The following is a 15670-nucleotide window of genomic DNA, read 5'->3' on the forward strand; positions in this document are numbered from 1 at the left end:
ACAAAAAAACACCATAAACACAAAATAGGGCCTTTTGTCCTAGAAAAGAACAGGCCCTATAGCATATTGTATTGTCTCTATTTTCGTTTACGCATCATATCAAAGTTAGACACGGGTTGATCTACTTTCAGCTTTATCCGTTGTAGCGGATGTCTTGCGGCATCGAGCTCATTTCCTTGCTCATCGTAAATTTTAACGACCTTTTGTTTGAAAAAGGTTCCGCCTGGACCAAAAAATTCAACTTCCTGGCCAGGTTTAAAATGGTTCCGCTGCTGGACGACAGCCATTCCGGAGGTTTCATCATATTCCATGACCAGACCGGCAAAATCATATGGAGCCGCCTTCTCTTCGGGCTCGTATATATGGTCTTCATGGTCGGGTGTATCATAGAAAAAGCCTGTATTCAGCGGGCGGTTTGCCGCTTTGTTAATCTCTTCGACCCATTCCGGTTTTAGCACATAATTTTCGGGGTCCTCCATATATGAATCAATGGCTTGACGGTATACATTAACCACTGTAGCCACATAATGGATCGATTTCATTCTGCCCTCGATCTTGAAGCTGTCCACCCCGACATCGATCAAGTCCGGAATATGGGAGATCATGCACAAATCTTTCGATCCCATCGTAAAAGCAGCATCATTCTCCTCAAACAGTGGAAGCTGGGTGACTCCTAATCTGAACTGCTGTAGAACCCGATTATCCTGAGCCTCTTCCTCTGAAACCCACTCTTCCGCTGGCCGACTATCTTCAAAAAGATCGTATTTCCAACGACACGATTGGCAGCAGCCGCCACGGTTAGAGTCTCTGTCCGTAAAATGATTGGACAATACGCAGCGTCCCGAATATGAGGAGCACATTGCACCGTGAATAAACGCTTCGATCTCAATGTCGACATGCTTTTTGATCTCTTGAATTTCCTCCAGGCTCGTCTCGCGTCCTAGAACGACACGCGGCAAACCTTGGTCCTTCCAGAACTTCACCGCTTGCCAGTTGACCGTCGATTGCTGTGTGCTCAGGTGAACCTCCAGCTCAGGCACGACACGTCGAGCGGTCTCTATAATGATCGGATCGGCGACAATGATGGCGGCAATACCGACATCATACAAATTGCGGAGATATTCCTCAATTCCTTCCAAATCCTCGTTGTGTGCATATATATTCGTGGCCACAAAAACTTTGGCCCCGTATTTTTTGGCGAATTCGACGCCTTCCCGCATTTCCTCAAAGCTAAAATTATCAGCATTGGAACGAAGGCCATATTTTTGCCCTCCGATGTATACGGCATCCGCCCCGTAGTGTACGGCGAATTTTAGCTTTTCCAAATTGCCCGCTGGCGCGAGCAGTTCTGGCTTCGCCAGCCGGTTGCGTTTTCCCGTATATTTCGGGATATGTTTCTCCACGGTTTGCATCTTCGTTCACCTCTCGATCTATATTTTCTAGGCCTAAGCCCTCTTAGTAAACCTGTTCCTTGTAATAAAACCCAAAGGTCAGTTCCCGTTCGGGGTCCTGCACCTTACGGATGTTCTCGATCCATGTCTCGTCAAATTCATAGCCTTCTGGGTCTTTAAAATACGCATCAATTGCCTCGCGGTACGAATGAATGACTAACTCATTATAAGAGATCGACTTCAACAGCGTTTCAATTTTAAAACTGCTTACGCCAGCACCCATGAGCAAATGAAGATCCTCGATGATGCATATATCGTCTGAGCTCATGATGTGAGTCCCGTTACGGTCTTCATAAATCGGGAACTTCTCATCAGGACGTTCCGCTTCAATCAGAAAAAGCCCGCGTTCCAGGCCCAAATCCTCACCGGGTTTAACCGGCCGCCCTTGGTGGGTCATATAGCTCTGCACTAAACGGCGCTTGGAATGATAAATATTCGTCATTCCGTGAACCTGTACTTCGGATTCAATCTCCAGGGAAGGGTGCATGCCGGTTAGTTCATCCATATTCAGCTCGCGCGCAAAAACGACCCGAGTCGCTCCCTTACTACCCCAATAATTGGCGGTAGCATAATTCGTCGATGTCATTTCGGCGTTCCAATGAAGTGCCAGCTGCGGAGCGGTTTCGCGTACGGTTTGAAGCACGGCGGGATCGCCGAATTCAACCCCATCTACGTCGAAATCCGCCAATTGCTTAATATAGGCTGGCAGATCCTTAAGCAGATCGTTCGTCATCAAGTTACCCATGCTTACGTAAATTTTAGCTCCGTGATGGTGGGCCATACGAACCGCTTCTGCAATTTGATCTATCGAAAAATCCCCGGGCAATCTCATGCCGTATTTTGCTTCGCCGATCAGCGCCGCATCAGCGCCGGCAGCGAAGTAACGCTCCAGTTCCGCAAGCGAACCTGCAGGAACCATTAGCTCCGTTTTTTTCGTCATTCCTTACACCTCAATTATTTAGCCATGGTCTTGCTCGTTTGAATATTTTTCAAATGCTCTTTATACGTCTTGGCAAACAAGTGCTCGCCGCTGCCGTCTTTTTTCGTGACATAAAACAGGTAGTCAGACGCTTCCGGCTCTAATGCAGCCTCAATCGATTTCAGGCTTGGCGAAGCAATGGGTCCCGGAGGAAGTCCCTCGTATAAATACGTATTATACGGACTGTCTACGCTTCTTAAGTCCGAATTCATAAGCCGTTCCTTCGGTTTATCCAAAACATATTGAACTGTAGCGTCGATTTCCAGCTTCATGTTTTTATTCAGGCGATTGTAAATCACCCCGGCCACTAATTTGCGTTCAGAATCAACCACAACCTCGCGTTCCACCAGTGAAGCGACCGTCATGAGCTCATTCAGACTGAGACCACGTTGCTTTAGCTTTTGGTCAAAATCAGGAATCTCGGCTAACCGTTTCGACGTTTCCTCAAGCATACGTCCGACGATTTCTTTCTCGCCTGCACCCTTTTTCAGTTCGTAAGTTTCTGGAAACATATATCCTTCCAGGAGAAACGTAAGCTTATTATTTGCCGGAAGCTGCTTTAACAAATCATTGTTGATCCCACTCGGATCTTTAGCGAGCTTCAGGAATTGTTCCTTGTTTACATATCCTTCTTCGGCCAGCTTGTCAGCCATTTGTTTGACAGTGAAACCTTCGGGAATTGTAAAGCGAATCATTTCACCTTTTACAACGTCTCCCGTATTAAGCTTAGCGATAATTTCAGAATAGGTTACTCCAGGCTTGAATTCGTAGACACCGGCTTGAAACCGACTGCCCTCTGACTTCAGCTTTAGATAGGATTTAAATAAAAAGGAATTTTTAATAAGTCCCTGATCCTCCAGCAAACTTGCAATCCCAGCGGTACCCGTTCCCGGCTTAATCGTGATTTTTACGGCCTGCTCCGATGCTTTTACCGGCTGCGTACCGATATAAACATAAGTCGCGGCAGCCCCAACCACGATTACAATCATAAGAACCACAACGCTAAGCCACTTCAGCCCCTTCTTCAACAGCTCAACCCCTTTACAGCAAAAAGAGCGGTGTTATCCCGCCCTTCCCAGACTGATCTATCATGCTCTTCGCAAGATGCTTACGTTCCCTTATTCCGGGAATGTCAATTCATCGTACAGCTCGGATACGTTCTCCCACTCATCGTCATCATCGATCGTAACCAGTTCCAGGGCTCCATCCTCGGAAGTTAAAATTTTCATAATCTCCGGTTCGTCGTCCTTGGACCCGTTTTCTGGACGGAGGACGGCATAAGCCGCCCCTCCTACATCAAATTCCTTCTCTACTCCGTAATAGGAGATTTGACCTGACTCATCCTGTAATTCGACAACAGGTCCAAAAGCATCACGTACACGCGATGTCCAAACTACCTTATCCGCCGAATAATCAGTCATTTTTCGTCTTCTCCATCAAATTCGTCGACTAGTGTGTTGAACGTTTCCTCTACGATTTCCCATTCCTCGTCGCTTTCAATCGTGTACAGCTTCAAGTCATCGCCGTCTTCCTCGTAACGGAATGCGTATACCTCTTCGCTCTCTTCATCTTCGTTCTCACTTGAATCTAGAGGAACGACCATCATATACTTGGCGTCGGAACCGTCAACTTCGAATTTCATAATGACTTCGAATTCCTCTTCATTGCCCTCTTCGTCGGGAATATAAATAATTTCCGGTTCTTCTTCATTGCCGATACGATCCTTGGACATGTGCGATCACCCTCACTTTTCACTCTTAGAGTCCAAATAGTTTTGTAAAATTAAGCTTGCGGCCATTTTATCCACGACTCCTTTACGCTTCTTTCGGCTTAAGTCCGCCTCCAGAAGCGTTCGGTGCGCGGAGACGGTCGTGAGCCGTTCATCCCAAAGATGCACCGGCAAATTCAGCCTATTCCGCAGGTCCTCGGCAAATGCCATACATATTTCACCACGAGGCCCAATCGTGCCGTTCATATTTTTGGGGAGGCCAACGACGATCTCTTCTACCTCATGCTGCTTCACCAATTCGGTAAGCCGATCGAATTCCTCGCCCTCCCTGCGGCGTTCAATCACTTCAACGCCCTGGGCCGTCCAGCCGAACGCGTCGCTTACAGCAACTCCAATGCGGCGGTCCCCGTAATCCAGACCCATTATCTTCATACGTACTCCTAACGATGACCGGCCATATAAAATCTAACCAGCTCTTCAATCAATTCATCGCGTTCCTTCTTGCGCACCAAGCTTCTCGCATTGTTGTGACGCGGTATATAAGCCGGGTCCCCCGACAGTAAATAACCGACAATCTGGTTAATCGGGTTATATTCCTTCTCCTGCAGTGCTCCGTAAACCGTAAGAAGAATTTCCTCGGCTGATGCTTCCTGCTCGTCGCCCTTGACGTTAAACTTGACGGTTTTATCCATGGAGTCCATGATGACACCTCGCTTCTTCAGACATACGTCAAAATGATCGCAGCTGATTTCCTCTTAGTCTAATCTTACTATACCATATCCTAGGTAACATAAGGAAATTTTCAGCGAGTCAGTCCCCCATCATCACCGCTCTATTAGCCTTGTGAGGCAACCCATTTCTCAGCCACTTGAAGCGCTTCTTGCAGTTTGCTGGCATCCTTACCACCAGCTTGAGCCATATCAGGACGTCCACCGCCTCCGCCTCCGCATACGGCAGCGACTTCCTTAACAAGCTTACCCGCGTGCAAACCACGCTTAACTTGTTCTGGCGGAATAGCAACTACAAAGTTCACCTTATCTTCAGCCGGAGCCCCCAGCACAAGAACCGCATCCGGCAGCTTCAACTTCAACTCATCGGCTAGAGTACGGAGTGCTTCCATGCTGCTCGCATCTACTTTGGCAGCAAGTAAACGAGTATTACCAACCGAAACTACTTGGCTGGTCAATTCCCCAGCTTCAATTGAGCTGAGCTTGCTTTGCAGCGATTCATTCTCCCGCCCAAGCTCTTTAAGCTGTTGATACAACGCCTCGATACGCTTAGGTACGTCACTCACATTGGCCTTAAGCAGACTAGCAGACTGGTGGAGTAATTCTAGCTGAGCGTCCAGGAAGAGATATGCTCCCCGGCCTGTCACCGCTTCAATCCGGCGAACCCCAGAGCCGATGCCGCTTTCGCTAACAATTTTAAGCAATCCAATTTCCGCTGTGTTGCTAACATGGCAGCCACCGCACAGCTCCAGGCTGTAATCGCCAGCTTTAACCACCCGTACGATATCTCCGTACTTTTCGCCGAACAGCGCCATGGCACCCATAGCCTTAGCTTCGTCAACCGGCTTCAGTTCGGTCGTTACCGGAAGAGCATTCCAGATCTGCTCGTTGACGCGGCGTTCGATATTAGCCAACTCCTCTGGCGAAATGCTCCCTAGATGGGAGAAGTCAAACCGCAGACGTTGCGGCTCAACCAAAGATCCTGCCTGATTGACATGCTCGCCCAGCGTTTCTTTCAGCGCCTTGTGAAGCAGGTGAGTCGCCGTATGATTTTTGACTGTTTGTCCACGCAGTTCTTTATTCACAGCCGCCGTTACACTTGCCCCGACCCGAAGCTCACCGGCTCCCACCGTTACTTGATGGACATGCTGGCCATGAGGCGCTTTGAACAAGCCTTCGACAATCGCATTTCCAGCTTCCCCAGAAATGGTTCCCTGGTCGCTGACTTGACCGCCGCTTTCTGCGTAAAAAGGTGTAACCTCCAGAATGACTTGTCCCTTTTGCCCTTCGGACAAAACGTCGACAAAAACATCATTTGCAACGATAGCTACAATTTTGGTGGTTACTTCAAGCTCATTATATCCAACGAAGTCTGTTTTAGTCGTAAAATCTGACAAAACCCCGCCTTGAACCTTCATACTTCCGCTGTCGTGCCGGGCAGCGCGGGCACGTTCACGTTGTTCCTCCATAGCAGCCTCAAAGCCTTCCCGATCCACCCCAAGCCCATGCTCGGCGGCAAAGTCCTCGGTCAGATCAAGCGGAAAACCATAGGTATCGTAAAGCTTAAATGCATCGGCCCCACTGATCAGCGAACGGCCCGCTTTCTTGGCCTCAGTGCTAATTTCGGCCAAAATAGCAAGTCCGTCGGTGAGTGTTTCATGGAACCGCTCTTCCTCCGAGCGAATGACTTTCTCGATAAATTCCCGTTTCGTTACTACATCAGTGTAGTAGGTGCCCATAATGTCACCAACCGTCTCAACCAGTCCGAACATAAACGGTTTGTTGAGTCCAATCAATTTTCCATAGCGTACCGCACGGCGAAGTAAACGGCGGATTACGTAGCCACGGCCCTCGTTGGAAGGCAAAACGCCGTCCGCAACTGCAAAGGCGACTGTCCGAATGTGGTCAGCGATAACCTTCAGTGCTACGTCGACCTCCTCGGTTTCTCCGTAAGTCACTCCGGCCATAGCTGCCGTTCTGGCAATGATCGGTTGAAACAAATCCGTATCGAAGTTGGAGTTCACATTTTGCAGAATCGAAGCGAAGCGTTCCAGTCCGGCGCCGGTATCAATATTTTTGTTAGGAAGCGGCGTGTAACTACCGTCCTTGTTATGATTGAATTGGGAGAACACGAGATTCCAAACCTCGAGGAACCGTTCGTTTTCGCCGCCCGGCGTACATTCCGGATCGGACAAATCTCCATAAGCGTCACCACGGTCGTAGAAAATTTCCGTACAAGGTCCGCAAGGTCCTTCGCCGATATCCCAGAAGTTATCTTCCAGCTTGACGATGCGCTCTGCCGGGATGCCGATTTTTTCGTTCCACAGCTTGAACGCTTCTTCATCCTCCGGATACACCGTAACCGACAAGCGCTCAGGGTCGAAGCCGATCCATTCCTTGCCCGTCAGAAATTCCCAAGCCCAAGTAATCGCCTCTTCTTTGAAATAATCCCCGATCGAAAAGTTGCCGAGCATTTCAAAAAAAGTATGGTGACGGCGGGTTTTCCCTACGTTTTCGATATCATTGGTGCGGATGCATTTTTGCGAATTGGTGAGGCGCGGATTTTCCGGCTTCACACGGCCGTCAAAATAAGGCTTAAGCGGTGCCATTCCCGCATTAATCCACAGCAAAGACGGATCATTATGCGGAACCAGCGAGGCGCTAGGTTCGATTTTATGACCTTTGCTGGCGAAAAACTGCAGCCATTTGGAACGAATTTCACTTGCTTTCATGTGTTATCCTCCTAAGTCTTATATATTTTGCAGATTGCATATGATATTGCAGCTTAAAGCAAAGCACAAAAAACGCCCCTGAAAATCAGGGACGATTGAATCGCGGTACCACCCTGGTTATCGCATATTCACTGCAGTTCTCTAATGGCTGCATAGATTAGCGATCGCCTTGTTGGTTCGGTAACGGGAACCACCCGGTGAATTTGAACTCACACTCCGAAATCAGCTTTCCGCTCGGTCGGTATTTCGGGTTCTCTCAGCCATCATTTTAAATAGCTAAGAAGCTACTAAAATGAAGGAACACCTTCTCTGGTAAAAATCGGCCACGAACGTACTCTATTTCATCACCGTTTTACAGCTATAGGCTAAAAGCTTATGCAAGCTTCGCCAAAAGTAATTTCGAACATAACATTTTTAGTATATAAGGCATAAATGTCCCTGTCAATGTGAGCGTCAGGATTCTTATTTCACCCGTTGCAATTTGATTATGCTGTTCTTCGGCGGACATAGTAGGTGTAAAAATGCTGTATGATCACCTTCATCACAGCAAAGAAAGGAACCGCCAATATGAGTCCTGGAATTCCGGCGATTTCTCCTCCAACCAACAGTGCAAAAATGATCAGCAGCGGATGAAGATGCAGCGTTCGCCCAACAACTTGTGGTGAGATGATGTTGCTTTCAATCATTTGGCAGACCATGTTGACTAGCAGAACGAGCAGCACCATTTTCCAGGATATCGTCGTAGCTACAACCATCGCCGGAGCAGCTCCCAGGAACGGGCCGAGGTAAGGAATAATGTTGCAGATCGCGACAACTCCAGCCATAAGCAACGCAAACGGCATACCAATAATGATGTAGCCAATGTACGCGAGCACTCCGATGATAACACATACGAGCAGCTGCCCCCGTATATAATTGCCAAGCGCCTCATCGATTTCCTTAAGCAGGTTGATGATCGATTTACGTCGTGATCTAGGCAAATACTGGATGACCAGACGTTCAATCACTTCAAAATCTTTTAGTATGTAGAAAATGAGAAACGGAATGATAAATGCGTTGAAGACCACTCCAATTGTCGTCCCAATATTGTCTAAAAAGGTCGAAATTCCGTTAGCAAGCCGGTTCTCAAACTGAAAAAACCAGTTATTCATTCCCATTCGGATACTTCCCGGTAATAAACCGGTGTTCCAGCTGTCCATCATTTGCTGCGTATGCATTGTCAGCTCGGGTAGATGCTCTCCCAGCTCTTCCAACTGCTCTATAAACATAGGGATGACATTCATTAGTATCACAGAGAGGCTCGTTAAAAATACAGCATAGATAAGCAGTACCGCTGCCGTGCGTGGTACTTTCCGACCGCCAAGCATTCTGACGACCGGATTCAGCACATAAGAGATGATTAGCGCGATAACAAAAGGGGCAAATACTGCCTTCAGAAATTCGAATATACGGAAAAACATCGGCCGAAGCAGCCATACAAAGTATAAAATGATGAGACCCAGCAGCAGCCAAACCCCATAACGAAACAGCTTGTTCTTATAAACTGGTCCCACGAACGACTCCTCCTTGCGTGGACTGGTATGAACATTATGCACCGTGAGGGAAAAAAATAATCACCTAAGGTTTACGCCGTGGCAACTACTATTAAAGGAATACAAAAAAGCCGCCCCCTATTTTAATAAAATAGAGGACAGCTCTATGCATCATCAACCTACAGTCTGAATATCTTTAAGAGGAAGCATGAATTTGTGGAAAATCTTGAGCTATTTCTTCGCCGAAGAACAAGTCGTCTAGTGAGCTCAAAGTACCGTCTTCTTCCACTTGATAGACCGACATCTTTTCTCCGTTTACCGTTAGTTCAATAAAGCAGCCCCAGCAATAATATTGATGTGAACCAATCTTGCCGATATCCTTGGAACTGCAATTTGGACATTTCATCATTCATTGATCACCTATCCATTAACAGAGTTCATGGCCTTTCCAGCAGCTGTTCGCTATTTGGGGGCACCATGATCACATTTTCCCCCCGGGTCATTTCCGGCATAAACGGCAGCATTTTCCGTCCTTCCATCAAATCAGTGAAAAACCCGTCACTTATTTCAATTCCAGTTATTGTATTTCCCAATTCATGTTCAAAATAAACATCCGTAACATGTCCCAGCTGAATCCCGCCCTCCGTGAGGACTGGAACCTCTCTCATTTTGCTGGTAAAAGATACACATGTATTCTGTATATTCTCGGCTTTCCACATTTGGACGGCCTGTTGATTGCGGATCATTACGGCATCTTCACCGTAGGCGACGATGTCATTCCAATGCACCATTTTCATGCTAGAGGCAAACATCCATCTACCTTCCAACTGTATGCCAATTATCGACCAGTCATTGTTCAGCATAATATCAAGGACTTTCCCTACCTGTTTGCCATTCTCAACGTCAAAGACGGGCAGACCGATCATTTCTTGCATTCTCATGATATGAGGACACTCCCCAGCTGAATTTTTCTTGCTCTATGCTGTTACTTCACTCGCAATCCTCCCTCCGTAAAAGAAATCAGGACTACCGTTCCATCAATCACGAATCGAATGAAAAATAGTGCCCATTAGTTTCTTTTACGAAGACGATCTAAGATGGTTCCAATTTTTTGCGTGGTTTGTTCAATTTCTTGACTAGTATTACCCAAACCAAAGCTAAATCGAATCGCTGAACGCAAAAGATGCTGCGGCAGATTCATCGCTTCCAGCACATGCGATGGTTCCAGAGAACCAGAGGTGCAGGCCGAGCCGCTCGACGCCGCAATCCCTTCCATATCTAAATTCATCAGCATCGTTTCGGTATCACATTCCGGAAAACTGATGTTGATAATATGCGGCAGATGCGCCGTAGGGTGTCCATTGACATGGTACCGTTCCGCTGAAATCGCGCTGTTCAATCCTAATAGCAATTGTTCGCGCAGCGCTTCCTCGTGGCGGTTTCGCGCTTCCCGCTCCGCGTCCATAATTTCTACCGCTTTGGCAAAGCCGGCGATTCCCGCCATGTTTTCCGTCCCGGCCCGGCGCTTTCTTTCCTGCAGCCCACCGTATTGAATTGGCTCAAGCACGAGCTCTTTTCTTACATAGAGAGCCCCTACCCCTTGCGGCCCGTTAATTTTATGCGAGGAGAAACTCATTAAATCAACCGGCAGTTCGCGGCAGGAAATCGGAATTGAGCCAAGCGCCTGTACAGCATCCACGTGGAAGATAATTCCTCGTTCCTTCGTGATTTGCCCAATCTCGGCAATAGGCTGGATCGTACCGACTTCATTGTTGCCGTACATGAGGCTGACGAGAATCGTATCCGGTCTAATCGCTTCTCTTACTTGCTCAGGATGAACCTGCCCATAGCGGTCCACTGGAAGATAGGTCACCTCGTAACCGTCTTTCTCCAGTCGTTCGCAGGAATGGAGCACCGCATGGTGCTCGATCGATGTCGTGATAATATGACGCCCCTTCTCCTTGAAGGCCGCCGCCGTACCAAAGAGCGCTAAATTATCGCTTTCTGTTCCGCCGCTAGTAAATACGAGCTCGTCTGGGCGACATCCCACCTTAGAAGCAATCAAGTCACGGGCACCGTTAACTAATCTCTTTGCAGTCCGACCGAAAAAATGCACGCTGGATGCATTACCGAATTGTTCCTTCATGACCGTCATCATCGCTTCCGCAACCTCTGGATGAATCGGTGTGGAAGCAGCATGGTCCAAATATATGTGTTTCATGGATAGCTAGCCACCTTATATTATGAAAATATCTCTTGACATTATTTGAGCGAATATAATTCTATATTATTTTTGGCAAAAAAACTACTCTTTATAGATTCATTCGATCTTTTGTCTTTCGATTTCGTACCGCGGCAACAATGAGCAGCAGCAGTGGAATGAGCAGGTTAGTTGTTAAGATGAAGAATGGAATCGTGTATCTGATTATATCTGAAAGGACTGAAAAATTTGGCAAGCCCCATACACCGTTGATCAAAACGAGAAGGGAGAGCGGAAAAACAATCGGTCGATAATCCTTAAGTTGAAACCATTGTGCCACAGAAAGAGCTGTAATGTAGAAATAGATGCTAATTTGCAAAAAATGTCCGATCACCCACATTGCCAACAGGAGCGATTCCAGATTTTCAAGGAAAGCACCTACGCTAACATAGCGAAAAGCAATGAGAATCGGATATACTTTATTGCCCAGGTCGGGGCCTAACAGAAATAATCCGATCAAATTGGTAAAAGTCAAAAAAAGGATAATCACACCCAGTGACACAAACCCCCACTTTCTCCCTCTCTCCGGGTCGGTCACGCTAGGTAAAAAAAAGGACATGATAAACAATTCGTTGCACCAGCCCATCATCGGGATGGAACCTTTGACAACCGGGACGATTCCCTGACTCATAACGGGAAAGATGGCTTTTAGATCCAGGTCAGGGAACAGGAATAACAGAAATAATATCGGAACAACAAACAGCGGCAAAAATATCGAAGTAATACGCCCCAATATCTCCACACCCCCACGAACGGTGATGGTACACAGCAGCACCATGGAGGCCATAATCAATAAAATTGGAGTTCTAAGCAAAAAGTTACCTGTAACAAAATCCGCATATTGCCTTGTGATTAAGCTAGAGGGAATAAAGTTATTGATGATAAAGATCAGGCCGATGATCTTCCCGAGCAATTTGCCAACGATACGTTCACTATATTGGATAACCGTTAGATTCGGATAATACTGATGAAGCCGGGTCGCCATCACCACACTGATGAAGCCGACGAGCGTGGCCAAAACACTCGTCAGCCAAAGATCATTTTGCGCGTATTGTGCTGTTGCAGTTGGAAGCACAAGAAAGCCGGAGGCAAGCACGGCGGGACACATCATTAACCCAAGTTGGAGCGCTGAAATTTTTTCTTTTTCCAAAACTTGCACCCCCATGCTTTTATATGATTTAGCGCCCCCCTTATATTCAAGGTGTAATCACGGCTCCAGCAATCCTCTGAATGGTTTAAACGCAAACTGAAGAAACGTTGTTAATCCCGGTGTATGGGGCAAATCCAGCATCGACAATATCCAGGCCGCAAGCAGTATCGAGATGAACACAACTTTATCCCGTACCGGCATCACCTTGAGTTTTGACCATTCCATACGAAAGATCAGCAGAACAGCAATGGTGACGCCCCAGAAAAAATAAGCTCTCATCTTTCCCTGACTTCCTCCTTAGGGACTCCGCCCGGAGAACTGGTCAGCCCCGGTCTGTTTATGCTGGCATGAACTTCAATGTTTACTCTTACTTTCGGAAACTGTTCCGCCCAACGCTCCTTCATTTTTTCCCACTGACGAGGATATTTCCGGTGAAAAGCTTTTGCAAAGTCCAAAACATCAACCTTTTGTTTTCGTTGCACTTCATTAATTGCCAGCTCTATTCGCTCTTTCACGTCTTTCTCGAATCCTTTGTTCATGACGGCCAAATATTTCGGGTTCAAAGGATTAAGGAGCGTGTTGTTTTCCTCAATATCTCCTTCCGACTTGACTTTTATGGTCATCATCCAGTCTTCCCCTTTAATCTCGGGAATCAGCTTTGCCTGAGACTTTATCGGCCTTAAGGACACTCGACCTTCTTCGGTATCGAAGACTATCGTATATTCCCCGATTTCATTTCTAATCCACATGACACCCCGCGTGGTTTTCTCCGAAATTTCACCGACCATCCTGTCCTTTTTGAATAAGACGCTCCCCAAAATGTTCGGAATCTCTTTAACCTGCTCCGAAGATAAGGACTGAGGAACAATATAAACCAACGGAAGAATCGCTGCCTGAGATTCTCCCATAAGCATTCCGCTGAACTGCTTCATGTTCACCCGCATACCGATTTTCAGATCAGACACTCTTCGAAGTACATCGGCCGAGGTTCGTTCAATAGAGGGCATAAGTTCAAGCACCTTCGCTGCGCTTCCTTTGCTTACGAACATGTATGCACGCTCCCTCGTTTGGGGAGAACGCAGCAGGAAATCGAGTTCCTCCTGTATTCCCTCCCTGGCAACGGCTTCATTGAAAATGAAAATTTTACACTGTCCCCAGAACATCCTTCTGGGGATTTTTCCCTGCAATTTGGATAGCGCGTCCGTGACATCAACTCCCGTCTCAGACTGTGTGGAGGTGCGTCCCGACATCCCGCCTTCAGGATTGCCTCCGCCCATAGATCCGGTTTGACTTTGCGGCAGAACCAGCTGCACCGTTGCTTGAATCTGGTTGTTTTCTGCCTTATCGAGGGAAAGTGCTGAAACCAGCGCCAGTTCATTAAGCTCTTTACGATCCCAGCAGCCTCCTAGCAGCAATAGAAGCAAAATGGAAAGGAGCAGTATTCCCCATGTTCTCGCCAGTATTCCCATCATTCTTTGTTTCCTTGGGCAGTTCCGGGCTTCTGACCGGATATTTGGCGGTATTTATCGGCATTTCCCGTCAAACGCGGCCTTTTGCTCATCATCCACCACGGCGGCCGAATCAAGACACTTCTCAATTCTCCCAGTTTAGGAGTGCCTATTTCGGACAAGTAGGGAACCCCGAACGAACGTAAGCAGCACAAGTGAAGAATGATCGCAATGACTCCCATCATGACACCGACAAGCCCTAGCGTCCCCGCAAGAAAAATTAACGGAAAACGCAGCATACGTACGGCAATTCCCGTAATATAACGAGGAATCATGAACGACGAAATTCCAGTGATTGCGACAACAATGACCATCGGCGCCGAAACAAGCCCAGCCTGCACCGCAGCCTGACCAATAACGAGCGCCCCGACAATGCTAACAGCGGCACCTACCTGTTTGGGTAGACGGACGCCGGCTTCACGGAGTGCCTCGAAAGTCACTTCCATCATGAGCGCTTCGATGAGGGCCGGGAAAGGAACGGCTTCATGTGCTTGCGCCATACTAATCAGTAAAGAGCCTGGTAGCATCTCCTGATGAAAGGTTTGAAGGGCTACATACAATGAGGGGAGCAAAAGAGAAATCATGATAAAGGTGTAGCGCAGCCAGCGGATAACCGTAGAGATAAGAAATCGCTGGTAATAATCTTCCTGAGACTGGATCAGAGAAAAGAATGTGACCGGAGCGACCAAGACAAAAGGCGTTCCTTCCGTTAATATGGCGACTCTTCCTTCGAGCAGGTTCCCGCTGACCACATCGGGACGTTCCGTGCTGAGCAATTGCGGAAATGGCGAATATGGCTGGTCCTCGATCATTTCCTCGATATAGCCGCTCTCTAAAATGCCGTCAATCTTGATTCGTCCGAGCCGATTTTGGACTTCTTCCACCAGCGCCTTATTTGCCAACCCTTCGATATAAGCAATAGTGACGTTTGTTTGGGTATATTCGCCTATTTTCATCGTTTTCATTTTCAGCCGTGGACTCTTGATAATACGCCGCAGCATCGATGTATTGATACGCAATGTTTCGGTAAACCCTTCTCTCGGGCCTCTGATTCCCACTTCGGCCGAAGGCTCCTCAATTTTGCGCTTCTCCCATTTGGTAAGCCCCAAAGCAATGCCGGTAGGCAGATGATCGATGAACAGAATGGCTCTTCCGGATGAAAGGTGCTCAACTCCATGACTGAATGAAGTGAATTTTGTGGCCAGGGGTACCGAAATGATCTGTTCCATTAGCCAATCGATCTCAACGTTTTCTTGAGGCTTCTTCTGCATTAATGGGGCGATGACATACATCTCAAGCCCTTCAGAATCAACCAATCCATCAATAAACATAACGAAAGCATTCGTCTCTCCGCCAACCCGAAAAGAGCGAAAAATCACGTCCGAGCAATCGGCATAAAGGGAGTGAAGATACTGTTCATTTTGCCGCACCTCGGAATAAAGCTCCTGCGACAGCAAATGGGAAATATTTAGCTGATGTTCATGGTTATTAGTGCGTTTCTCTATTCGTAGTTTAGCCATATTTCTAAGCAAGCGCATGTTCCTCATGAAGTAAAAATCCTTTCGACAAATGTTGTCATAATTTAACCATCACCAAAACAA

The 15670-nt window shown here is 47.3% G+C and carries 16 protein-coding genes; all 16 read right to left on the bottom strand.

What is annotated here, in order from left to right; all coding sequences use genetic code 11:
• Nucleotides 1–77: 77 nt before the first annotated feature.
• The gene (locus ACFQ3W_RS12010; protein WP_379319473.1) at nt 78–1412 is read right to left on the bottom strand and encodes a peptidase U32 family protein; all 1335 of its coding nucleotides are present in this window, start codon (nt 1410–1412) and stop codon (nt 78–80) included.
• A gap of 43 nt (nt 1413–1455) precedes the next feature.
• Complete coding sequence (locus tag ACFQ3W_RS12015; protein WP_379319474.1) at nt 1456–2391, bottom strand: peptidase U32 family protein; 936 nt, start codon at nt 2389–2391, stop codon at nt 1456–1458.
• 14 nt (nt 2392–2405) lie between these two features.
• Complete coding sequence (gene mltG, locus ACFQ3W_RS12020; RefSeq protein ID WP_379319475.1) at nt 2406–3419, bottom strand: endolytic transglycosylase MltG; 1014 nt, start codon at nt 3417–3419, stop codon at nt 2406–2408.
• 129 nt (nt 3420–3548) lie between these two features.
• On the bottom strand, nt 3549–3851 hold the full coding sequence (locus ACFQ3W_RS12025) for a DUF1292 domain-containing protein (RefSeq protein ID WP_379319476.1): 303 nt from the start codon (nt 3849–3851) through the stop codon (nt 3549–3551).
• Complete coding sequence (locus ACFQ3W_RS12030) at nt 3848–4162, bottom strand: DUF1292 domain-containing protein (protein WP_379319477.1); 315 nt, start codon at nt 4160–4162, stop codon at nt 3848–3850. The genes ACFQ3W_RS12025 and ACFQ3W_RS12030 overlap by 4 nt, the downstream gene beginning before the upstream one ends.
• Before the next feature lie 12 nt (nt 4163–4174).
• Nucleotides 4175–4591, bottom strand: a complete 417-nt coding sequence (gene ruvX, locus ACFQ3W_RS12035; protein WP_379319478.1) for a Holliday junction resolvase RuvX — start codon at nt 4589–4591, stop codon at nt 4175–4177.
• A gap of 8 nt (nt 4592–4599) precedes the next feature.
• Nucleotides 4600–4860, bottom strand: coding sequence for an IreB family regulatory phosphoprotein (locus ACFQ3W_RS12040; RefSeq protein ID WP_379319479.1), 261 nt, complete (start codon nt 4858–4860; stop codon nt 4600–4602).
• Nucleotides 4861–4994: 134 nt separating this feature from the next.
• A complete protein-coding gene (gene alaS, locus ACFQ3W_RS12045) occupies nt 4995–7619 on the bottom strand; it encodes an alanine--tRNA ligase (protein ID WP_379319480.1) in 2625 nt (874 codons plus the stop codon).
• A 485-nt stretch (nt 7620–8104) separates the two neighbouring features.
• Nucleotides 8105–9172, bottom strand: coding sequence for an AI-2E family transporter (locus tag ACFQ3W_RS12050; protein WP_379319481.1), 1068 nt, complete (start codon nt 9170–9172; stop codon nt 8105–8107).
• A 175-nt stretch (nt 9173–9347) separates the two neighbouring features.
• On the bottom strand, nt 9348–9557 hold the full coding sequence (locus tag ACFQ3W_RS12055; RefSeq protein ID WP_379319527.1) for a hypothetical protein: 210 nt from the start codon (nt 9555–9557) through the stop codon (nt 9348–9350).
• Between the two features lie 31 nt (nt 9558–9588).
• Nucleotides 9589–10092, bottom strand: coding sequence for a PRC-barrel domain-containing protein (locus ACFQ3W_RS12060; protein ID WP_379319482.1), 504 nt, complete (start codon nt 10090–10092; stop codon nt 9589–9591).
• 128 nt (nt 10093–10220) lie between these two features.
• Nucleotides 10221–11372: a cysteine desulfurase family protein gene (locus ACFQ3W_RS12065; protein ID WP_379319483.1), complete on the bottom strand. Its 1152-nt coding sequence runs from the start codon at nt 11370–11372 to the stop codon at nt 10221–10223.
• 91 nt (nt 11373–11463) lie between these two features.
• Complete coding sequence (locus tag ACFQ3W_RS12070) at nt 11464–12570, bottom strand: GerAB/ArcD/ProY family transporter (RefSeq protein ID WP_379319528.1); 1107 nt, start codon at nt 12568–12570, stop codon at nt 11464–11466.
• A 48-nt stretch (nt 12571–12618) separates the two neighbouring features.
• The gene (locus ACFQ3W_RS12075) at nt 12619–12840 is read right to left on the bottom strand and encodes a hypothetical protein (protein ID WP_379319484.1); all 222 of its coding nucleotides are present in this window, start codon (nt 12838–12840) and stop codon (nt 12619–12621) included.
• The gene (locus tag ACFQ3W_RS12080; RefSeq protein WP_379319485.1) at nt 12837–14033 is read right to left on the bottom strand and encodes a Ger(x)C family spore germination protein; all 1197 of its coding nucleotides are present in this window, start codon (nt 14031–14033) and stop codon (nt 12837–12839) included. The genes ACFQ3W_RS12075 and ACFQ3W_RS12080 overlap by 4 nt, the downstream gene beginning before the upstream one ends.
• A complete protein-coding gene (locus ACFQ3W_RS12085; RefSeq protein WP_379319486.1) occupies nt 14030–15589 on the bottom strand; it encodes a spore germination protein in 1560 nt (519 codons plus the stop codon). Before ACFQ3W_RS12085 ends, ACFQ3W_RS12080 begins: the two co-directional genes overlap by 4 nt.
• Nucleotides 15590–15670: the final 81 nt, after the last annotated feature.

This window comes from Paenibacillus puldeungensis, from assembly GCF_042678945.1.
GTDB lineage: Bacteria > Bacillota > Bacilli > Paenibacillales > Paenibacillaceae > Fontibacillus > Fontibacillus puldeungensis.